The organism is Burkholderia orbicola (assembly GCF_900100915.1).
Classification (GTDB): Bacteria; Pseudomonadota; Gammaproteobacteria; order Burkholderiales; family Burkholderiaceae; genus Burkholderia; species Burkholderia orbicola.
The window spans coordinates 1,206,544-1,228,024 of the sequence record NZ_FNKW01000001.1 but is presented as its reverse complement, the minus strand read 5'-3'; the positions used below and the strand labels follow the sequence as shown (position 1 = coordinate 1,228,024).

Genomic DNA, 21,481 nt, shown 5'->3' with positions numbered 1-21,481 from the left:
TTTCCGATGCGACAGATTCTTCTCCTGATTCTTCTCTTCTTCGCGGGTTCGTGGCTCGCGCGCAAGCTGCGTCACGCGCAGGAACAGGCGCAGGCGCGCGCCGGCCGCGGCGCCGGTTACGACGGGGCGCCCGGCGCTGGCGCCAGTGCGGGTGCCGCGCGCCCGAACGGCGACGCGCGGTCGCTGCCCGAGCCGATGGTGCGCTGCGCCGAATGCGGCGTGCATGCGCCGAAGGGCGACGCGATTGCCGCGAGCGGCGAATACTTCTGCAGCGCCGAGCATGCGCAGCGCCACGCCGCGCGCGTGAACGGTCGCGACGCACGATGAGCGACGCGGCGGTGTTGTCGGTCGACGCGAACGGCTGGGTGCGCGAAGCGCGTCATGCGCCGTCGCCGAACTTCGAGGCGCGGCCCGCGGGAGCGGTGCCGACGCTCGTGATCGTTCACAACATCAGCCTGCCGCCCGGCGAATTCGGTGGCGACGCGATCGAGGCGCTGTTCCTGAATCGCCTCGACTGCGATGCGCACCCCTATTACCAGAGCCACCTGCGCGGCGTGCGCGTGTCCGCCCATTTCCTGATCCGCCGCGGCGGCGAGCTCGTGCAGTTCGTGTCGTGCGACGAGCGCGCATGGCATGCAGGCTCGTCCGAGTTCTTCGGCCGCGCGCGCTGCAACGACTTCTCGATCGGCATCGAGCTCGAGGGCGCGGACGACGTGCCGTTCGACGATGCCCAATACGCGGTGCTCGCCGCGCTCTCCCGCGCGCTCGCCGCGCGCTACCCGGTCGACGCGTTCGCGGGGCACTCGGACGTCGCGCCGGGCCGCAAGACCGACCCGGGCCCGCATTTCGATTGGCAACGCTTCGCGAGCGATGCCGGTTTTTCCGCCGAATACTTTCCTTTCCGTCAGCACTGATCGCGGGGTTTTTTGATCGGAGAAAGTTTTTTCTCCGATCAATGCCTTGCCGTGTCTGCGCGTGAGCGATGTCAAGACCTCTATCGCAAATTATCCGTTTGGACGTCCTCCGAATGTCCACTATACTTGGTGCCAGTTGAGTAGTTCTGTACTAGATATAGTGTGTGTCGCAGGGGAAAACCCGAGCGGCACCGGCCGGCGGGCAACGCCGGCGGACAGGGTTCTCAGGGCGGCGCGTCAGGCCGGGCGGTCCGGGCGTCGCGATCAGCGCAGCGAACATCGACGGGGCAGGGTATACATGACGAAGCACACGACCGGCTGGGTTGTCGCGCATCGACCGAACCGGCTTCCCCGGCGCATCGCTCGCCTCTTACCGCTCGCGCACCGCATTGCGCAGCGTTCGTTTTAATCCGCGGTTCTCTCCGCACCATCCAACACCAGGAGCTTTGCACATGCAAACCACCGACAACGCGACGTCCCAGTACGAGAGCGCCTCGAGCCGTCCGCTCGGCGGGACCGAACAGGGCGCGAAGGCGCTCGCGCCGCAGGCCACGTTCGCCGACTACAAGGTGATCCGCCGCAACGGCAGCGTGGTGTCGTTCGAACCTTCGAAGATCGCGATCGCGGTGACCAAGGCTTTCCTGGCCGTCAATGGCGGGCAGGGCGCGGCATCGGCGCGCGTACGCGAGCAGGTCGAACAACTGACGCACAACGTCGTTCGCGCGCTCGTGCGCAGCCGCCCGAACGGCGGTACGTTCCATATCGAAGACATTCAGGACCAGGTCGAACTCGCGCTGATGCGCGGCGGCGAGCACAACGTCGCGCGTGCGTACGTGCTGTATCGCGAGAAGCGTCACCTCGAGCGCCAGCATGCGGGCGAGGAAGCGGCGGCAGCGGGCGGCGAGTCGGCCACCGGCATCAACGTGGTCGACAACGGCGTCACGCGCCCGCTCGACCAGAACGCGCTGCGCGCGCTGATCGTGTCGGCATGCGACGGCCTCGGTGCTGCGGTTAACCCTGACCCGATCGTCGCGGAGACGGTGAAGAACCTGTACGACGGCGTGCCGATGAGCCAGGTCTACGACTCGGCGATCCTCGCTGCGCGCACGATGATCGAAAAGGACCCGGCGTACAGCCAGGTCACGGCCCGCATCCTGCTGCACACGATCCGTCGCGAGATCCTCGGCGAGGAAGTCGTGCAGGCCGAGATGTCGACCCGCTACGCCGAATACTTCCCGCAGTTCCTGAAGCGCGGCGTCGACGCCGGCCTGCTCGACGACAAGCTGCTGCAGTTCGACCTGAAGCGCCTCGGCGAAGCGCTCGACGCGAACCGCGACCTGCAGTTCGGCTACCTCGGCCTGCAGACGCTGTACGACCGCTACTTCCTGCACGTCGAAGGCACCCGCATCGAAATGCCGCAGGCATTCTTCATGCGCGTCGCGATGGGCCTGTCGCTGAACGAGATCGACCGCGAAACGCGCGCGATCGAGTTCTACAACGTGCTGTCGAGCTTCGACTTCATGAGCTCGACGCCGACGCTGTTCAACTCGGGCACGCACCGCTCGCAGCTGTCGTCGTGCTACCTGACGACGGTCGCGGACGATCTCGACGGCATCTATGAAGCGCTGAAGGAAAACGCGCTGCTGTCGAAGTTCGCCGGCGGCCTCGGCAACGACTGGACGCGCGTGCGCGCCCTCGGCTCGCATATCAAGGGCACGAACGGCAAGTCGCAAGGCGTGGTCCCGTTCCTGAAGGTCGTGAACGACACGGCCGTCGCGGTGAACCAGGGCGGCAAGCGCAAGGGCGCGGTCTGCGCGTACCTCGAATCGTGGCACCTCGACATCGAGGAGTTCCTGGAACTGCGCAAGAACACCGGTGACGACCGTCGCCGTACGCACGACATGAACACGGCGAACTGGATTCCCGACCTGTTCATGAAGCGCGTGATGGAAGGCGGCGACTGGACGCTGTTCTCGCCGTCGACCTGCCCGGACCTGCACGACAAGTTCGGCGCCGATTTCGAGAAGGCTTACACGGCTTACGAAGACAAGGTCGCGCGCGGCGAGATCAAGCTGTTCAAGAAGATCCCGGCGGCGCAACTGTGGCGCAAGATGCTCGGCATGCTGTTCGAGACGGGCCACCCGTGGATCACGTTCAAGGATCCGTGCAACGTGCGCTCGCCGCAGCAGCACGTCGGCGTCGTCCACTCGTCGAACCTGTGCACGGAAATCACGCTGAACACGAGCGACACCGAAATCGCGGTGTGCAACCTCGGCTCGGTGAACCTCGTCGCCCACCTGGTGAAGCAGGCCGACGGCAGCTACGCGCTCGACCACGACAAGCTGAAGCGCACGATCAGCGTCGCGATGCGCATGCTCGACAACGTGATCGACATCAACTACTACGCGGTGCCGAAGGCGCGTAACTCGAACCTGAAGCACCGCCCGGTCGGGATGGGCATCATGGGCTTCCAGGACTGCCTGCACCTGCTGCGTACGCCGTACGCGTCGCAAGAGGCAGTCGAGTTCGCCGATCGTTCGATGGAAGCCGTCTGCTACTACGCGTACCACGCGTCGACCGAACTGGCCGAAGAACGCGGCCGCTACTCGAGCTACCGCGGCTCGCTGTGGGATCGCGGCATCCTCCCGCAGGACACGCTGAAGCTGCTGGCCGAAGCGCGCGGCGGCTACGTCGAGGTCGACACGTCGGAATCGCTCGACTGGACGGCGCTGCGTGCGCGGATCGCCACGCACGGCATGCGCAACTCGAACTGCGTCGCGATCGCGCCGACGGCGACGATCTCGAACATCATCGGCGTGTCGGCCTGTATCGAGCCGACCTTCCAGAACCTGTACGTGAAGTCGAACCTGTCGGGCGAATTCACGGTGGTGAACGAGTATCTCGTCCGCGACCTGAAGGAACGCGGCCTGTGGGACGAAGTGATGGTCGCCGACCTGAAGTACTTCGACGGCATGCTGTCGCGCATCGACCGCATCCCGGCCGACCTGCGCGCGATCTACGCGACCGCGTTCGAGGTCGACCCGACGTGGCTGGTCGAAGCGGCATCGCGTCGCCAGAAGTGGATCGACCAGGCGCAGTCGCTGAACATCTACATGGGCGGCGCATCGGGCAAGAAGCTCGACGAGGTCTACAAGCTCGCATGGCTGCGCGGCCTGAAGACGACCTACTACCTCCGCACGATGGCGGCGACGCACGTCGAGAAGTCGACGGTCGCACACGGCGCGCTGAACGCAGTGCCGACGGGCGGTGCAGGCAGCGGCGGCTCGAGCAGCGGCGGCTCGAGCAGCGGCGGCTCGAGCAGCGGCGGCGCGCAAGGCGCGGCGGGCGGCTTCGGTGCGGCAGGCGGCGCTGCGTCGTCGGGCGCGGGCAACGCTGCAGCGGCGCTCGCGCCGGTCGAAGCAGACGGCCCGGTGTGCACGATGCGTCCGGGCGACCCCGGCTTCGACGAGTGCGAAGCGTGCCAGTAACGCAGTGCGCCTGACCTGAGAAGCAGGCTCGGGCGGCGCACACGACGACCGATCGAGGTTGAAGTGTGCGCCGCTCTCAACTAAAAAAATGATAAGGAATCTGTAACGCGACACCTGCGTTGCAGGCAATGACAAGCGATCGAAACATCCCCGACGACGTCGCGTTTCGATCAGCGTTCGATGCGTCGAGCGCACCTCGCGATACAAGCGCGACTCACATCGCGCGCTGCATGAACGACGATGCGTTGCTCAAAGTGTTGTATCGAGGTCGCAACGCGAATCGAAAAAAGGATTTTTCGTGAGCGAACCCTTTTATCGCTCAGGAAAAGATGGTACAAACCGTTCTAAATTGATGGTGAGAATTTATGCTCAACTGGGATGACGAGAAGACTGCCGTAACCCCCGCGAGCGGAGCGCAGCAAAACGCGATGCGCACCTCCGCCGGGATGGCTGTCGGAATGCAGGCTGCAACGCCTGCCGCCCATCAGGTCCGTGACATTTTCGAAGGCGATCTCGCGGTGCCGCCGCAAGCATCGGCTGTTCCCGCCGGCGGTACGGAAGCGCGGGTCAATGTCGCCGACAAGCGCATCATCAACGGCCAGACTGACGTCAATCAGCTGGTGCCGTTCAAGTACAAGTGGGCGTGGGAAAAGTATCTGGCCGGTTGCGCGAACCACTGGATGCCGCAGGAAATCAACATGTCCCGCGACATCGCACTGTGGAAGGACCCGAACGGTCTGACCGAGGACGAGCGCCGCATCGTGAAGCGCAACCTCGGTTTCTTCGTGACGGCCGATTCGCTCGCGGCGAACAACATCGTGCTCGGCACGTACCGCCACATCACGGCGCCCGAGTGCCGGCAGTTCCTGCTGCGCCAGGCGTTCGAGGAAGCGATCCACACGCACGCGTACCAATACATCGTCGAATCGCTCGGTCTCGACGAAGGCGAGATCTTCAACGCGTACCACGAGGTCACGTCGATCCGCGCGAAGGACGAATTCCTGATCCCGTTCATTCATACCCTGACGGACCCGGCCTTCAAGACCGGCACGCTCGAAGCGGATCAGAAGCTGCTGAAGTCGCTGATCGTGTTCGCCTGCATCATGGAAGGCCTGTTCTTCTATGTCGGGTTTACGCAGATCCTCGCACTCGGCCGCCAGAACAAGATGACGGGTGCTGCAGAGCAATATCAGTACATCCTGCGCGACGAGTCGATGCACTGCAACTTCGGCATCGACCTGATCAACCAGATCAAGCTCGAGAACCCGCATCTCTGGACCGCCGAATTCCGCGCCGAGATCCGCGAGCTGTTCAAGCAGGCTGTCGAACTCGAATACCGCTACGCCGAGGACACGATGCCGCGCGGCGTGCTGGGTTTGAACGCGTCGATGTTCAAGAGCTATCTGCGCTTCATTAGCAACCGCCGTTGCCAGCAGATCGGCCTCGACCCGCTGTATCCGAACGAGGAAAACCCGTTCCCGTGGATGAGCGAGATGATCGACCTGAAGAAGGAGCGCAACTTCTTCGAGACGCGTGTGATCGAGTATCAGACGGGGGGCGCGCTGTCCTGGGAATAACCCGCAGCAGCGAACCCGTTACATGATGGAGCAGCCGGTGGCCTCTCGGCCCCGGCCCAAGGTTTAGGAGCAAGAACGCCTGATGCAAAGCATGCCCGGTGCCTTAACGGCCCAACGATACGACAGGCACTTTGCGAACCCTTCAGTGGGATGGGCAAACTTCCCTCCGGAAAAAGCGGACGGTCGTGTGGCGGTCCGCTTGATCAAGCGATTAGGGGTAGCGGCGCGAGGTGCGCCGGCTACCGACTTGATTTGGCGCGCGAGGCCGAGTGGTCACGCGCGCCATACCGTATTCATTAGCGTAAGCGCGCGGTATCTGCGTACGCCGATGAATAGCCCGCTTCGAAGCGCACGTCCTGAACAGCGTCCGCGGGAAGCGGGTTTTGACGAAGGGTGTAGTTTGAACTGACTCTCATCTGAACCTGAAGGAGAACAACATGGCTACTGCCAAGAAGAAACCGGCTGCTAAGAAGGTTGCTGCCAAGAAGACCGTTGCGAAGAAGGCTGCCGCTCCGGCGAAGAAGGCCGCAGTGAAGAAGGTTGCTGCGAAGAAGGTCGCGGTGAAGAAGGTTGCCGCGAAGAAGGCAGCACCGGCGAAGAAGGCCGCTGCAAAGAAGGTCGCAGCCAAGAAGGTCGCAACGAAGAAGGTTGCAGCCAAGAAGGTCGCAGCGAAGAAAGTCGCGGTGAAGAAGGTTGCTGCAAAGAAGGCAGCACCGGCTAAGAAGGCCGCTGCGAAGAAGGTTGCAGCCAAGAAAGTCGCAGTGAAGAAGGTTGCTGCGAAGAAGGCCGCACCGGCGAAGAAGGCTGCTGCCAAGAAGGCTGCGCCGGCGAAGAAGGCTGCTGCCAAGAAGGCCGCGCCTGCGAAGAAGGCTGCTGCGAAGAAGGCCGCGCCCGCCAAGAAGGCTGCCCCTGCGAAGAAGGCTGCCGCACCGGCGAAGAAGGCTGCTGCTCCGAAGAAGGCCGTCGTGAAGAAGGCTGCGCCGGCAACGACCGCGTCGACCGCATCGGTTGCGCCGGCATCGGGCGTGAAGACCGCGCTCAACCCGGCAGCAGCATGGCCGTTCCCGACCGGCAGCCGTCCGTAATCGCGGCTGAGCAGCATCACCCGGACACTCACGTGGTGTCCGTGGGTTGAGTAGCGCTACTCAATCAGTCCCGCCATCTGGCTCAGGTGGCGGGATTTTTTTCGTCCGCACGCGTCGTCGATGGGGCGCCGATCAGCTCGCCGACGCGAGCGTGGACGAAAAAAAACGCATGTGCGGCTTCGCACATGCGTTCGACCGCGGCTTGCGCCGCGTGCTGAGGATATCGGTTAGTGCGTGACGCGCGTGACGCCGCCGCTCGACAGCAGGCGTACCCGCTCGCCGGCGCGGAACGCTTCGCCGCTGGCTGCCTGCGTGATCGAGCGCAGATCGCCGTTGTCGAGGCGCACGGTGATTTCGACACCGTTCGCCGTGCTGAGGTTTTCGCCGACCGCGTTACCCGCGACCGCACCGACGAGGCCGCCGGCAATCGCCGTCAGGATCGAGCCTTTGCCGCCGCCGATCGCGCTGCCCGCGACCGCGCCGAGTGCGCCGCCGCCGAGCGTGCCGATCGCGCTGCCGCCGCCGTCGGACTGGATGCGCACCGCGCGGACGCTTTCGACCGTGCCCATGCGGACCGTCTGTTCGCGCTGCGCCTGGCCGACGCTATAGACATCCGCCGAACCGGGTGCCGTGAAGCAGCCGGCGAGGGTCAGCGTGGCCGTCAGCATGGCCGCGAGCGTGAGGGTTTTTTTCGTCAACATCTTTGCTCTCCCACAATATTCATTTGAGACTGTAACCGAATGCAGTCTCGAAGCGTGCGTCGATTTCGGCGCGCGTCAGTACGTAAGTCTGGGGCCCTTGATGGGCGATCTTGAGCGAGCCCATCAGGCTCGCGAGGCGGCCGGTGGTTGCCCAGTCGAGCCCATGCTCGATGCCGTACAGCAGACCGCCCCGGAAGGCGTCGCCGCAGCCGGTCGGATCGGCGATACGCTCGGCCGGCACGACCGGAATCTGCTCCGCGCCCTGCTTGTGGCGGATGATCGCGCCGTGCTCGCCACGCGTGATGACGAGGGCGTCGACCCGGCTGGCGATTTCATCTTCGGACCATCCCGTCTTGTCGCTCACCAGCTTGGCCTCGTAGTCGTTGACCGCTACGTAGGTCGCAAGTTCAATGCTGCGGCGCAGCGTCGCACCGTCGAACAGCGGCAGACCCTGGCCCGGATCGAACACGAACGGCACACCGGCCTTGGCGAGCTCTTCCACGTGCTGCACCATCCCGTCGAAGCCGTCCGGGCCGACGATCGCGAGCTTGATGTCCGGCGCGTCGCCCGCGTGGTTCAGGTGCGATTGCATCATCGCGCCCGGGTGGAACGCCGCGATCTGGTTGTTGTCGAGATCGGTCGTGATCATCGCCTGCGCGGTGTACGTATCGGGCAGCACGCGAACGTGGTCGCGGCGCAGGCCGAGCTGGTCGAGCCGGTCGAGATACGGCTGCGCATCCAGCGCGCCCATCGTGCCCATGATGCGCGCGTCGCCGCCGAGCAGATGCAGCGCGTACCCGATGTTGCCCGCGCAGCCGCCGAACTCGCGGCGCATCGTCGGCACGAGGAAGCTCAGGTTGATGAGGTGCACCTGGTCGGGCAGGATGTGCTCGCGGAACCGCCCTTCGAAGGTCATGATGGAGTCGTAGGCGATCGAGCCGCAAATCAGCGTAGCCAAGGTGTGCGTTCCTGTAGAAATGAGGGGCCCTGCGCGACAACGCCGCGCGAAGGGCGCGGCGCGGCAGGGGAAAGCGGAAGAAAGCTTACTTCAGCGCGGCGAGCGCTGCATCGTAGTTCGGCTCGTCCTTGATTTCGCCGACGAGTTCCGCGTGGATCACCTTGTCCTGCGCGTCGAGCACGACCACCGCGCGTGCGGTCAGGCCGTTCAGCGGGCCGCTCGTCACGTCGACGCCGTACGCGTTCGCGAACGCGCGGCCGGTGCGGAACGTCGATGCCGTCACGACGTTCGCGAGGCCTTCGGTCGTGCAGAAGCGCGTGGCGGCGAACGGCAGGTCGGCGGACACGACGATCACCACGGTGTTGTCGAGCGACGACGCGGCTTCGTTGAACTTGCGGGTCGACGTCGCGCAGGTCGGCGTGTCGAGGCTCGGCACGATGTTCAGCACCTTGCGCTTGCCGGCGAAGCTGGCGAGCGACAGGTCGGCGAGGTCCTTGCCGACCAGCCTGAAATCGGCGGCTTGCGCGCCGACGGTCGGGAACGTGCCGGCGAGATCGATCGGGTTGCCACCCAGCGTAACTTTGCTCATGTTCGTGCTCCGAAATAGCGCGCCGCTCGGGCGCGCGGGTTGAGACGGGCGCGCATGCGCGCCGCGGCGCGTCACGGATAGAAGATCTGGACGCGGAAATTCGAGGCGGGCGTGCCGTTCGTTTCGAGGCGGACGACCATCGTCTGCGTCGTGCCGGGCGGCAGCCCGGCGTCGATCGGCGTGCCCGGGCGTACGTAATCGCGCGGCGCGAGCACGCGGCGCACGGTGACGTGATTGGTGTCGTCGAGCAGCGTGAGTTCGAGCGACGGATACGCGAGCGCGACGCGGTAGCGGTTCGTCAGCGGCACCTTCAGTTCGAGCTCGCGCGGGCCGTCGAGCTGGCGCAGGTCGGTCGCGTCGAGCCGCAGCCCGTCGATCGCGCGCGGCGGCGTGACCGTGCAGCCGAGCGGCGCGCAGGCCTGCCGGAACCACCCTTGCGTGATGGGCCAGTAGATCATCAGCGTTTCGCGCTGCCACCACGCCAGTTGCGCGGCGAGCAATCCGACCAGCGCGGCCGCGACGAGGCCGCCGAAAAAGCCGCCGAGCATCCCGCGTCGCTGCGGCGCGCGCGTCTCGCGGGTGACGGCGAAGTGCGGACGATCGTCGTCGGACAGTGCGGCGGGGAACGGGACGGCCGGTTGGACGACCGGCTGGGCGACCGGTTCATCGGCTGCCGCTGCGGGCGGGGCCGTGTCGTGTCGGGCGAAGGTGCCGGGTTCCGATGCGGTTTCGGCTTCGGTGACGGCCGGCGCGGGCGTGAACGCAAAACGCGGTTCGCGCGGCGCGCGTTCGTCGTCCGGCGCGGCGAAGTGCGCTGGGACGACGGGTTCGGCCGGTTCGGCGGCGGTTTCGGTTTCCGACGGAAGGTGGGCGACGAAGCGAGGCTCGCGCGGGTCGCGCTCGAGCGGCGCGGGCGCGGCTTCTTCGGCTTCGTGCGGTGCATGTTGCGCCTGCGGCACATGCGGTTCCGCCGGTTGCTCGACGGCAGTCGACGAATCGAGTTCGGCCGGAGAGGTCGCGAACGGCGCGGGCGTACCCGACAGATGAACGACGCCGGCTTCCGTGGACGGGAGCGCGAGCGGTATCAGCGGCTCGGTGCGCACGGTCTCGACGCTGTGCTGCAGCGACGGATCGACGCCGGCGTCGAGCCACGGCGCCCACATGTCCCAGCCTTCCGGCTTGTAATCGGTGCCGGTCGGCAATTCGGGCGGCGTGTCGGTGGCGAACAACCGGGCCGGTGCGGCCTGCTGGTGCGTGTCGCCGACGTGCGGCGCGGCAGCCGGTTCGGTCAATGCCGGTTCGGGCTGCTGCGCGTACTCGGGAACGAGCGATTCGGCGGCGTTGAAGACTTCGTGGCAGTGCCCGCAGCGCACGAGCCCCTGATGCAGCGAGAGCTGTTCCTGCTGCAGCCGGAAGACGGTTTCGCAATGAGGGCAGCGCGTCGCAAGAAGCATGTCGAGCCGGGCGGCCTGCTGGCCAGAGTGAAGGACAGCGCTATTCTAATGGCTTTCGCGGCGGGTTCCGGCAAGGCATACCCAACCTTCGTGTTCGCGCCAGACCGAGATGTCGACGTAGCGTGCATAAACGGCCGCCACTTCGTCCGCCTGGCGAGCGAGCACGCCCGACAACGCGATACGCCCGCCCGGCTTGACCTTCGACGCGAGCATCGATGCCATCAGCTTCAGCGGATTCGACAGGATGTTCGCGACGACGATGTCGAATTCGCCGTCCGGGCATGCATCGGGCAGCCCGTACGTGACTTCCGCCCGGTTGCGTTCGCTGTTCTGGCGCGCCGATTCGACCGCCTGAGGATCGATGTCGATGCCGATCACGGGGTTCGCCCCGCATTTCTGCGCGAGGATTGCGAGAATGCCCGAGCCGCAGCCGTAGTCGAGCACCGACTGGCCGGGCTTCACCGACTGCTCGAGCCACTCCATGCACAGACGGGTGGTGGGGTGGCTGCCGGTGCCGAACGCGAGGCCGGGGTCGAGCTCGAGGACGAGCGCGTCGGGATCGGGCGCATCGTGCCACGACGGCACGACCCAGATCCGCTCGCCGATCGGGATCGGCTCGAACTGCGACTGCGTGAGCCGCACCCAGTCCTGCTCCTCGACTTCACGCACGACGAATTTCGGCGTCTCCGCGAGGCCGATCTCGTTCGCGGCCGCCGCGAGCAGCACGGCCGGCTCATGGTCGGCCGACAGCAGCGCGACCACGCGCGAGTGCTGCCACGCGGTGCGATCGGGCACGAGGCCCGGCTCGCCGAAGAGCGGCTGTTCGTCGGGCGTGTCGGCGTCGGCATCCTCGACGGACACCGACAGCGCGCCGAGATCGAGCAGTGCGTCGGACAGGGCCTCCGCATGCTCGCGGGCCAGTTCGACGACGAGTTCGCGATAACTCATGCTTACGCTTCTTCCGGTGCGACCTGCTGCTTCTGCGCGAGCCGGTTTTCGAGGTAGTGGATGCTGGTGCCGCCTTCGACGAATTTCGCGTCGATCATCAGCTCGCGGTGCAGCGGGATGTTGGTCTGGATGCCTTCGACGACCATTTCCGACAGCGCGATGCGCATCCGGCTGATCGCCTGCTCGCGCGTCGCGCCGTAGGTGATCAGCTTGCCGATCATCGAATCATAGTTCGGCGGCACGAAATAACCATTGTAGGCGTGCGAATCGACGCGCACGCCGGGGCCGCCCGGCGTATGCCACGACGTGATCCGGCCCGGCGACGGCGTGAACTTGAACGGATCTTCGGCGTTGATCCGGCATTCGATCGCATGTCCGCGGAACTGGATGTCGCGCTGGCGCAGCGTGAGCTTTTCGCCGGCCGCGATGCGGATCTGTTCCTGCACGATGTCGACGCCCGTGATCAGTTCCGATACCGGGTGCTCGACCTGCACGCGCGTGTTCATCTCGATGAAGTAGAACTCGCCGTTTTCGTACAGGAATTCGAACGTGCCCGCGCCGAGGTAGCCCATCTTCTTGCAGGCGTCCGCGCAGCGGTCGCCGATGCGGTCGATCAGGCGACGCGGAATGCCGGGCGCCGGCGCTTCCTCGATCACCTTCTGGTGACGGCGCTGCATCGAGCAGTCGCGCTCGCCGAGCCAGATCGCGTTCTTGTACGCGTCCGACAGCACCTGGATTTCGATGTGGCGCGGGTTCTCGAGGAACTTCTCCATGTACACCTGCGGGTTGCCGAACGCACGGCCGGCTTCCTCGCGGGTCATGTTGACCGCGTTGACGAGCGCGGCCTCGGTGTGCACGACGCGCATCCCGCGCCCGCCGCCGCCGCCTGCCGCCTTGATGATGACCGGATAGCCGATCGTGCGCGCAATCTTGACGATCTCCTTCGGATCGTCCGGCAACGCGCCTTCCGAGCCCGGCACGCACGGCACGCCGGTCTTGATCATCGTCTGCTTCGCGGTGACCTTGTCACCCATCATGCGGATCGTTTCCGGGCGCGGGCCGATGAACGTGAAGCCCGATTGCTCGACGCGCTCCGCGAAATCGGCGTTCTCCGACAGGAAGCCGTAGCCGGGGTGGATCGCCTCGGCATCGGTGACTTCCGCGGCACTGATCAGCGCCGGCATGTTCAGGTAGCTCAGGTTCGACGGGGCCGGGCCGATACAGACGGCTTCGTCCGCGAGGCGCACGTACTTGGCTTCCTTGTCGGCTTCCGAGTAGACGACCACCGTCTTGACGCCGAGTTCGCGGCACGCGCGCTGGATGCGCAGCGCGATTTCACCGCGGTTGGCAATGAGGATTTTTTCAAACATAGCGAGTATTCGTCTCTTCGAGGGGCGCGCGAACGGCGCCTGGCGAGCATCTCGGCGGCGCGCGGCCGGCAGGGCCGCGCGGCGGGCTTAGCCGATCACGAAAAGCGGCTGGCCGTATTCGACGGCCTGGCCGTTCTCGACGAGGATTTCCTTGATCACGCCGGCCTTGTCCGACTCGATCTCGTTGAGCAGCTTCATCGCTTCGATGATGCAGATCGTCTGACCTTCCTTGACCGTGTCGCCGGCCTGCACGAACGGATCGGCGCCCGGCGACGGCGCGCGATAGAACGTGCCGACCATCGGCGACGTCACGACGTGGCCCTGCGGAGCGGCCGGCGCGGCTGCGGCGCCGGCGGCCGGTGCCGCGGCACCGTCGGTCGGCAGCGCGGCCGACGGCGCCGGCGCGCTGACTTGCGGGGCATACCCAGCCGTCGGCTGCACGTAGACCGGCGGCGCGTTCTTGACGATGCGCACCTTGCCTTCGCCTTCCGTCACTTCCAGCTCGGAGATGCCGGATTCGGAAACGAGGTCGATCAGAGTTTTCAGCTTACGAAGATCCATCGGGAATTCCCCTTTCAATACGTGAAAGCGCCGGTTAGGGGCCGGCGCTGAATCTAGATCGCGAAATCAGCCGCGCGACGCGCCTTGCAGCTTGTCCAGCGCGTACTCGAGCGCGTACAGATAACCTTTCCAGCCGAGCCCGCAGATCACGCCTTCGGCCTGGTCGGAAAAGTAGGAGTGGTGCCTGAACGCTTCGCGGCGATGCACGTTCGACAGGTGAACCTCGACGAACGGGATGCCAACGCCGGCGATCGCGTCCCGGATCGCAACGCTCGTATGCGTATACGCGGCCGGATTGATCAGGATGAAATCGGTCTGTTCCTCCCGCGCGGCCTGGATGCGGTCGACCAGCGCGCCTTCATGGTTGCTCTGGAACGACGACAGGTCGGCGCCGGCTTCCCGGGCGCGCGCGGCAAGCGCCTGATCGATCTGCGCGAGCGTGACGCGGCCGTACACCTCCGGTTCCCGGGTGCCGAGAAGGTTCAGGTTGGGGCCGTGCAGCACCAGCAATCGTGTCATGGTCGCTTCTATTTCTGCGGAATTGCGCGAACTTTAGCGCTATTTAGAGAAATTTGTCTAGTTTTGCCGAACGGCCAGGTGCGCCGGACCCGCAAGAATTACCGGTGCGGACGCAAAGTATCGGCGAATTCACGCGAAATTGCGGCGATCGACCCGCAAATCGCCGCCAACGCGCGGACTGCCGTTCGGACAGATTACAGCGCGTCGAGCGTCTTTTTCAGCTCGGCCGGTTGGACTTGTCCTAATTTTGTCTCGCGGATCTTGCCGGTTTCGTCGATGACGACGGTAAACGGCAGCGCGCCGGCGGTATTTCCGAAATTGCGGGCCAGATCGGCGCCTGCATAGCCGCTGATGAAGACCGGATAGTCGACCTTCACCTTCTGCAGGAAGTTCTTCACGTTCTGCTCGGAATCGACGCCGATCCCGACGAAACGGATGCCTTTCTGCTTGTACTGGTGCGACAGCGCGACGAGCTCGGGCATCTCCTCGACGCACGGGCCGCACCACGACGCCCAGAAGTTGACGACGACTTTCTGGCCCTTGAAGGCGGCCAGCGTGGCCGGCTTGCCGTCGATGCCGGTGAGCGACGACGCCCACAGCTGGTCGACCGGGTTGCCGTGGGCGGCCGGCGCGGCGACGGCGACGCCGTCGTCGGCCGTGCCGCGGAACCAGTGGCCGGCGGCAATCCCGCCGGCGACGGCCGCCGCCGCGACCACCGCGAGCGTCAACATGCGTTTCATCATCAGAATTTGCTCCGAGAAACCCCGCCATTGATGGCGGGAAGGAAAGGAGTGGGGTTGACAGGCAGCTTCTTCCACGGGTTAGGATCACCTTCGCCACACTTTCGACCCGCGAGAAGCTGCCCAATGACCCGTTCGGTCGACGAGCGGCGGAAAAGCTGGCGAAGGCGCAGCGTGCGCACAAGCACAAGCACAAGCACAAGCACAAGCACAAGCACAAGCACAAGCACAAGCACAAGCGGCATAGCGCGAAGTTGCACGCCAAGATGGCAAATGCCCGTGTCGATTTCCAGCATAAGCTCGCGCTCGATCTGGTGCGGTGTTTCGATTACATCGCGGTTGGCAACGTATCTGCCGTCAAACTCGCCAGAACCAGGATGGCGAAGAGCGTCTACGACGCATCCTGGTCGTCCTTCCGAAACAAGCTTCGCTACAAAGCGATCGCGCACGGGGCCCTGTTCGAGGAAGTCGACGAAAGCGGTTCGACCCAGTTCTGCTCGGCGTGCGGGTCGAAAGACAGCACGACGCGGCCGAAAGGTATCGCGGGACTGAGAATAAGGGAGTGGGTCTGCAGTGACTGTGGTGTCGAGCATGATCGAGATACCAACGCTGCGCTGAACATTCTCCGATGCGGACGTGCATCGCCAGGTGTGGGAATCCTCTGCCTTTTGGGTGGAGGAGGACGTCAACGTTGAATCATTCCGGTTCGGAAGGGGCCTGGCTCGCCTCGACGAGCGCGCGCAGCGCGGCGGCGTCCGCGCGGGCGACGCGGCCGCGCGCGTCGGCCTTCACCGCGCCGCGCAGGTCGTCGCTCGCATACAGCGCGAGATGGATGCCGATCGCGTCCACGTCGCGCCGCGGGCGCCACAGGAAACTGAGCGTCTCGACGTCGCCGCGGCCCGCGAAATGCCGCGTCTCGGATACGTCGTACTGGACGTTCTGGTTCAGCAGGTAGATCGCGACGTCCTTCGGGTTGTCGGTGAATGCCTGCAAGTGGATATCCGAATGCGCGTTCGCGGTGCCGTTCAGCACGGCGCCCGTCACATAGGGATGGAACTCGGCGAGCCGGCGCATCCAGTCGAGCGCGATCTCGCGCAGGCGGCGCAGTTCGTCCGGCTGCGTGTCGCTCTGGAACAGCGACAGATACTCGCGCAGTTCTTCCTCGATCTGGTCGTTATCCGGCAGCCATTCGCCGGCAACGCGCGAATCGCCCAGCAACTGGCGCGCGGCCTTGCGTTTCGCGCCGGCGTAGTCCAGGCCGTCCTCCGCGATCAGGCGGGCGGCGGACTGGGCGATTTCCTCGCGGACGCGCCGCGGGTCGACAAGAGGTTTGCGAGACATGATCCGGCAATCATACTCGATCGTCGCGGCGCCCGAGCACGGGTGCGGCGGCCCGCCGCCCGAGGGTGCCGACGCCGTTCGCGCGCATCGTTCGGGCCGCCGGGCATCGCAGGCCGTCAGTTACAATAGTGTTCTTTGTGTCGCGGCAAAGTCGTGGGCCGGGCGCCGGCCGCACGGCCCGTCCGGCGCGACACACACGCATCCTTTCCGAATCGACGGCGCCCGGCGGCGCGAAAGCATTCCTCTATGCACATCCACATTCTTGGCATCTGCGGCACCTTCATGGGCGGTCTCGCCGTACTCGCACGCGAGGCGGGCCACACGGTGACGGGTTGCGACGCGGGCGTCTATCCGCCGATGAGCACGCAGCTCGAGGCGCAGGGCATCACGCTGATCGAGGGCTACGGCGCCGAGCAGGTCGACCTGAAGCCGGACCTGTTCGTGATCGGCAACGTCGTGACGCGCGGCAATCCGCTGATGGAGGCGATTCTCGATCGCGGCCTGCCTTACGTGTCGGGCCCGCAGTGGCTCGGCGAGCACGTCCTGGCCGGCAAATGGGTGCTCGCGGTCGCGGGCACGCACGGCAAGACGACCACGTCGTCGATGCTCGCGTGGCTGCTCGAAGACGCGGGCCTGAACCCGGGCTTCCTGATCGGCGGCGTGCCGCTGAACTTCGGCGTGTCCGCGCGGCTCACCGATTCGAGCTTCTTCGTGATCGAGGCCGACGAGTACGACACGGCATTCTTCGACAAGCGCTCGAAGTTCGTGCACTACCGGCCGCGCACCGCGGTGCTGAACAACCTCGAATTCGATCACGCCGACATCTTCCCCGATCTTGCCGCGATCGAAACGCAATTCCATCATCTGGTGCGCACCGTGCCCGGCGTCGGGCGGATCGTCACGAACGGCCGCTCGGACGCGCTCGAGCGCGTGCTGGCGCGCGGCTGCTGGAGCGAGGTCGAACGCTTCGGCGTCGACGGCGGCTGGCAGGCGCTGCCGGCCGAGGACGGCGTGCCGGTCGACGAACGCTTCGCGGTGTATTCGCATGCCGGGCGCGTCGGCGAAGTCGCATGGCAGGTGCAGGGCGACCACAACCGGATGAACGCGCTCGCGGCGATCGCCGCCGCGCGCCACGTCGGCGTGCCGCCGGCGCAGGCGGCCGAATCGCTCGCCTCGTTCCGCAACGTGAAGCGCCGCATGGAAGTACGCGGCAGCGTGGACGGCGTGACCATCTATGACGACTTCGCGCACCATCCGACCGCGATCGACACCACGATCGCCGGCCTTCGTGCGCGCATCGGCCGCCAGAACGCCCGCATCCTCGCCGTGCTCGAGCCGCGCTCGAACACGATGAAGCTCGGCGTGATGAAGTCGCAGTTGCCGGCGAGCCTCGCCGATGCCGATCTCGTGTTCGGCTACGGCGCGCCGACCGGGCGCGATGCGCTCGGCTGGAATCTCGCCGAAGCGCTCGCGCCGCTCGGCGAGCGCGCACGCGCCTTCGACGATCTGCATCTGCTGGTGAAGGCGGTGGTCGAGGCCGCGCGTCCGGGCGACCACGTGCTCGTGATGAGCAACGGCGGCTTCGGCGGCGTGCACCAGAAGCTGCTCGATGCGCTCGGGAGCCGCTCGTGATCCTGTATCTGCACGGCTTCCGGTCGTCGCCGGAATCGCAGAAGTCGCGGCTGCTCGCCGCGCGCATGGCCGAACTCGGCCGCACCGGCGAGTGGCGGTGCCCGTCGCTGTCGGTGTCGCCGCTCGAGGCGATCGCCGTCGCGGAAGCCGAGGTCGCGGGCGCACGCGACGTCACCGTGATCGGCAGCTCGCTCGGCGGTTATTACGCGACATGGCTCGCCGAAAAGCATGGCTGGAAGGCCGTGCTGCTGAATCCGGCCATCGTGCCGCAGCGCGATCTCGAACAGTATCTGGGCGAACAGTCGCTGTGGCACGGCGGCGGCACGATTGTCGTCGAGCGCCGTCACCTGCACGAACTCGACGCGCTGCGCGTGCCGGCGATCACGCGCGCCGACCGCTACTATCTGTTCGCGGCGACCGACGACGAAGTGCTCGATTACCGCGAGATGCTCGCCCACTACCCGGGCGCGAAAACCCGCGTAATCGATGGCAGCGATCACGGGATCAGCGAATTTGCCGACTATGTCGACGACGTTCTCGCGTTTTGCGACGGAAAGACGTCTTAAACCGGCCGCGTGCCGATCGAATTCCCATCATCATGCGGCGCCGCTGACGCGGCGCCCGGCAGTCTGAACGAGAGTACTGAGTGAACGTTTTCTTCGAGGAATCGGGCAGTTTCAAGGCGGGCAGCGTGCTGTCGCGCCAGGGCGACGCATTTCAGGTCGAGTTGCCCGGCGGGCGGCGGGCGAAGGTGCGCGCGAAAGACGTGCTGATCGAATTCGACAAGCCGGCCGCGGGCGAACTGATGCAGGAGGCCGACACGGCCGCGCAGCAGATCGATCTGGACTTCCTGTGGGAATGCGCGCCGGCCGACGAGTTCGCCTATACGGCGCTGGCCGCCGAGTACTTCGGCGCGACGTACGGTCCGGTCGAGCGCGCGGCGCTGGTGCTGCGGCTGCACGGCTCGCCCGTCTACTTCCGTCGCAAGGGGCGCGGCCAGTACCAGCGCGCACCGGAAGAGCAGCTCAAGATGGCGCTCGCGTCGCTCGAGCGCAAGCGCCAGCAGGCGCTGGTGCAGGCGCAGTATGAAGAGGAACTGAAGGCCGGCAAGCTGCCGGAAGCGTTCGCTGGCAAGGTGCTCGGGCTGCTGACGCGGCCGGACAAGAATTCGATCGAATACAAGGCGATGGAAGCGGCGGCCGGCGCGCGCGGCGTGTCGCCGGCGCGGCTGATGCTCGACTGCGGCGGCATCGAGTCGCCACGTGCGCTGCACGAAGCGCGCTTCCTCGCGGAATTCTTTCCGCACGGCACGGGCTTTCCGCCCGTCACGGTCGGCCCGCTGCCGGACGACCTGCCCCGCGCGAACGTCGAGGCGTTCTCGATCGACGACGTCACGACCACCGAAATCGACGACGCGTTCTCGGTCGAGCACCTGTCCGACGGCCGGGTGCGGATCGGCGTGCACATCGCGGCGCCGGCGCTCGGCATCGTGCGCGGCGATCCGGTCGACGCGATCGCGCGCGCGCGCCTGTCGACGGTCTACATGCCGGGCGACAAGATCACGATGCTGCCGGACGACGTCGTCGACGTGTTCACGCTGAAAGAGGGCGATTACCGCCCGGCGCTGTCGCTGTACATCATCGTCAACCGCGAGACGCAGGACATCGTCGCGAACGAGACGCGTGCCGAACTCGTGTTCGTGAAGAACAACCTGCGCCACAACACGCTCGACGAGCTGGTCACCGAAGAGACGCTCGCGGCCGGCACCGGCGACTACCCGCACAAGGACGACATCGCCGTGCTGTGGCCGCTCGCGCAGGCGCTGTTCGAGAAGCGCCAGGTCGCGCGCGCGGGCTACGGGCTGAAGCGCGAGGTGCAGCGCAACACCGATTACAACTTCTACGTCGAAGGCGAGCACGTGACGATCACGCCGCGCCGCCGCGGCTCGCCGCTCGACCTGATCGTGTCGGAGCTCGCGATTCTCGCGAACTCGACCTGGGGCGCGTTCCTGCACGACCACACGGTGCCGGGTATCTACCGCTCGCAGCGCGGCTTCGGCGCGCCGGGCCCGAAGCGCACGCGGATGCAGACGACGGCCGCGCCGCACGAAGGCCTCGGCGTCGCGCAGTACGCGTGGAGCACGTCGCCGCTGCGCCGCTACGTGGACCTCGTGAACCAGTGGCAACTGCTCGCGTGCGTGCAGCACGGCGTCACCGCGAAGCTCGCCGCGCCGTTCAAGCCGAAGGACGCCGATCTCTACGCGGTCGTGCAGGGCTTCGACGATACGTACACGGCCTACGCCGACTACCAGCGCCGGATGGAATATTTCTGGTGCCTGCGCTGGCTCAAGCAGGAGCAGAAGAAACAGGTCGTCGCGAGCGTCGTGAAGGGTGATCTCGTGCGCCTGGAGGAAATCCCGCTGCTGCTGCACGTGCCGGGCCTCGGCGTGCATGCGCGCGGCACGCGCGTGCTGCTCGACGTGATGTCGCTCGACGAGCTGACGATCGAGGCGTCGGTGCGCCTGTTGAACGTGCTCGATGCGCCGACCGTGACGAGCGGCGATACGGCCGAGGCCGACGAAGAGGATGACGCCGAAGGCGGCGACGACACGCTGGTCGACGCGGAAGACGCGTCGGCGCAAGCCGAGGCCGAAGCGCTGGCCGAATCGGGCGACGCGACGGCGGAGGGCGGCGAAGCCGCGAGCGGCAACGACGGCGAAACGGGGCGCGCATCATGAACGCAGTTGCGTCGACGAGCGGCGCCGACCGCTATGTCGTGTTCGGTAACCCGGTGGCGCACAGCAAGTCGCCGTTCATCCACGCGCAGTTCGCCGCGCAGACCGGCGAGCCGATCGAATACACGCACCGGCTCGCGCCGGTCGATGGTTTCGAGGCGGCCGTGCGCGCGTTCGTCGCCGAAGGCGGTCGCGGCGCGAACGTGACGGTGCCGTTCAAGCTCGACGCGCATGCGCTCGCCGATACGCTGTCGCCGCGCGCGGCGGCCGCAGGCGCGGTGAACACGCTGCGCATCGATGCCGACGGCCGCATCCACGGCGACAACACCGACGGCGTCGGCCTCGTGCGCGACATCGAAGCGAATCTCGGCGTGTCGCTCGCCGGCGCGCGCATCCTGCTGCTCGGCGCGGGCGGCGCCGCACGCGGCGTCGTGCTGCCGCTGCTCGACCGCGCACCGCTGTCGATCGCAATCGTCAACCGCACCGCGAGCAAGGCCGAAGCGCTCGTCGGCCAGTTCATGCAGGCCGCGCACGATGCGGGCTGCACGCTCGCGGGCGGCGGCCCCGGCGTCGTGCGGGCGGAGCCCTACGACGTGGTGATCAATGCGACGGCCGGCAGCCTCGATGCCGCGCTGCCGGAATGCGATGCGGCCGCGTTCGGCGCCGGCACGCTCGCGTACGACATGATGTACGGCGCGCAGCCGACCGTGTTCATGCAGCACGCGGCGTCGCTCGGCGCGCGTACGGCCGACGGTCTCGGGATGCTCGTCGAGCAGGCGGCCGAGTCGTTCTTCATCTGGCGCGGCGTGCGGCCGGACGGCGCACCGGTGCTGGCCGCGCTGCGCCAGGCGCTCGCGGCGAGCTGAGCGG

General features: G+C 66.2%; 20 protein-coding genes and 1 pseudogene. 11 read left to right on the top strand and 10 right to left on the bottom strand.

Features of this window, described 5'->3' with window-relative positions; translation table 11 throughout:
• Positions 1-6 precede the first annotated feature (6 nt).
• From BLS50_RS05795 to BLS50_RS05760, 6 genes are all read left to right on the top strand, one after another.
• Entirely contained in the window at positions 7-327 is a 321-nt protein-coding gene (locus BLS50_RS05795; protein ID WP_053523934.1) for a PP0621 family protein, read from the top strand.
• Positions 324-914 (top strand): 1,6-anhydro-N-acetylmuramyl-L-alanine amidase AmpD, encoded by a 591-nt coding sequence (gene ampD, locus BLS50_RS05790; RefSeq protein WP_011694139.1) that lies wholly within the window; start codon positions 324-326, stop codon positions 912-914. The genes BLS50_RS05795 and ampD overlap by 4 nt, the downstream gene beginning before the upstream one ends.
• Positions 915-1,366: 452 nt before the next feature.
• On the top strand, positions 1,367-4,402 hold the full coding sequence (locus BLS50_RS05780) for a ribonucleoside-diphosphate reductase subunit alpha (RefSeq protein WP_074801350.1): 3,036 nt from the start codon (positions 1,367-1,369) through the stop codon (positions 4,400-4,402).
• Positions 4,403-4,767: 365 nt separating this feature from the next.
• Complete coding sequence (locus BLS50_RS05770; RefSeq protein ID WP_012327871.1) at positions 4,768-5,979, top strand: ribonucleotide-diphosphate reductase subunit beta; 1,212 nt, start codon at positions 4,768-4,770, stop codon at positions 5,977-5,979.
• Positions 5,980-6,061: 82 nt separating this feature from the next.
• Positions 6,062-6,388, top strand: coding sequence for a hypothetical protein (locus BLS50_RS05765; protein WP_011544525.1), 327 nt, complete (start codon positions 6,062-6,064; stop codon positions 6,386-6,388).
• Between the two features lie 28 nt (positions 6,389-6,416).
• Positions 6,417-7,064 (top strand): histone H1-like DNA-binding protein, encoded by a 648-nt coding sequence (locus BLS50_RS05760; protein WP_011544526.1) that lies wholly within the window; start codon positions 6,417-6,419, stop codon positions 7,062-7,064.
• Between the two features lie 227 nt (positions 7,065-7,291).
• Here the strand turns inward: BLS50_RS05760 and BLS50_RS05755 are convergent, their stop codons facing one another.
• The 9 genes from BLS50_RS05755 to BLS50_RS05715 all read right to left on the bottom strand — a co-directional run bounded on the left by BLS50_RS05755 (position 7,292) and on the right by BLS50_RS05715 (position 14,910).
• Positions 7,292-7,765, bottom strand: coding sequence for an outer membrane lipoprotein (locus BLS50_RS05755; RefSeq protein WP_006476977.1), 474 nt, complete (start codon positions 7,763-7,765; stop codon positions 7,292-7,294).
• A gap of 19 nt (positions 7,766-7,784) precedes the next feature.
• Positions 7,785-8,723 carry a carbohydrate kinase family protein gene (locus tag BLS50_RS05750; RefSeq protein WP_006476976.1) on the bottom strand — a complete coding sequence of 313 codons (939 nt, stop codon included), beginning with the start codon at positions 8,721-8,723 and terminating at the stop codon, positions 7,785-7,787.
• Between the two features lie 85 nt (positions 8,724-8,808).
• Positions 8,809-9,312 carry a thiol peroxidase gene (tpx, locus tag BLS50_RS05745; RefSeq protein ID WP_074802764.1) on the bottom strand — a complete coding sequence of 168 codons (504 nt, stop codon included), beginning with the start codon at positions 9,310-9,312 and terminating at the stop codon, positions 8,809-8,811.
• Between the two features lie 71 nt (positions 9,313-9,383).
• A complete protein-coding gene (locus BLS50_RS05740) occupies positions 9,384-10,766 on the bottom strand; it encodes a zinc-ribbon and DUF3426 domain-containing protein (protein ID WP_074801347.1) in 1,383 nt (460 codons plus the stop codon).
• A gap of 45 nt (positions 10,767-10,811) precedes the next feature.
• Entirely contained in the window at positions 10,812-11,714 is a 903-nt protein-coding gene (gene prmA / locus BLS50_RS05735) for a 50S ribosomal protein L11 methyltransferase (protein ID WP_074801344.1), read from the bottom strand.
• 2 nt (positions 11,715-11,716) lie between these two features.
• Positions 11,717-13,084, bottom strand: a complete 1,368-nt coding sequence (accC, locus tag BLS50_RS05730) for an acetyl-CoA carboxylase biotin carboxylase subunit (RefSeq protein WP_011544530.1) — start codon at positions 13,082-13,084, stop codon at positions 11,717-11,719.
• Positions 13,085-13,171: 87 nt separating this feature from the next.
• The gene (gene accB / locus BLS50_RS05725) at positions 13,172-13,645 is read right to left on the bottom strand and encodes an acetyl-CoA carboxylase biotin carboxyl carrier protein (RefSeq protein ID WP_006476971.1); all 474 of its coding nucleotides are present in this window, start codon (positions 13,643-13,645) and stop codon (positions 13,172-13,174) included.
• A 66-nt stretch (positions 13,646-13,711) separates the two neighbouring features.
• Entirely contained in the window at positions 13,712-14,164 is a 453-nt protein-coding gene (aroQ, locus tag BLS50_RS05720) for a type II 3-dehydroquinate dehydratase (RefSeq protein ID WP_006476970.1), read from the bottom strand.
• A gap of 194 nt (positions 14,165-14,358) precedes the next feature.
• Entirely contained in the window at positions 14,359-14,910 is a 552-nt protein-coding gene (locus BLS50_RS05715; protein ID WP_176934215.1) for a TlpA family protein disulfide reductase, read from the bottom strand.
• 38 nt (positions 14,911-14,948) lie between these two features.
• On the opposite strand from BLS50_RS05715, the pseudogene BLS50_RS05710 reads away from it, so the two are divergent.
• Positions 14,949-15,599, top strand: a pseudogene (locus BLS50_RS05710) (RNA-guided endonuclease InsQ/TnpB family protein); the annotation flags it as partial.
• A 1-nt stretch (position 15,600) separates the two neighbouring features.
• Here BLS50_RS05710 and BLS50_RS05705 read toward each other — a convergent pair.
• Complete coding sequence (locus tag BLS50_RS05705) at positions 15,601-16,245, bottom strand: hypothetical protein (RefSeq protein WP_006476968.1); 645 nt, start codon at positions 16,243-16,245, stop codon at positions 15,601-15,603.
• Between the two features lie 153 nt (positions 16,246-16,398).
• Between BLS50_RS05705 and mpl the strand changes: the two genes are divergently transcribed.
• The 4 genes from mpl (at position 16,399) to aroE (ending at position 21,477) form a co-directional block, all read left to right on the top strand.
• Positions 16,399-17,877, top strand: a complete 1,479-nt coding sequence (gene mpl / locus BLS50_RS05700; RefSeq protein WP_256333948.1) for a UDP-N-acetylmuramate:L-alanyl-gamma-D-glutamyl-meso-diaminopimelate ligase — start codon at positions 16,399-16,401, stop codon at positions 17,875-17,877.
• A complete protein-coding gene (locus BLS50_RS05695; protein ID WP_074801335.1) occupies positions 17,874-18,443 on the top strand; it encodes a YqiA/YcfP family alpha/beta fold hydrolase in 570 nt (189 codons plus the stop codon). The genes mpl and BLS50_RS05695 overlap by 4 nt, the downstream gene beginning before the upstream one ends.
• Before the next feature lie 80 nt (positions 18,444-18,523).
• Positions 18,524-20,614: a ribonuclease catalytic domain-containing protein gene (locus BLS50_RS05690; protein ID WP_074801332.1), complete on the top strand. Its 2,091-nt coding sequence runs from the start codon at positions 18,524-18,526 to the stop codon at positions 20,612-20,614.
• On the top strand, positions 20,611-21,477 hold the full coding sequence (gene aroE / locus BLS50_RS05685) for a shikimate dehydrogenase (RefSeq protein ID WP_011544538.1): 867 nt from the start codon (positions 20,611-20,613) through the stop codon (positions 21,475-21,477). Before BLS50_RS05690 ends, aroE begins: the two co-directional genes overlap by 4 nt.
• Positions 21,478-21,481: the final 4 nt, after the last annotated feature.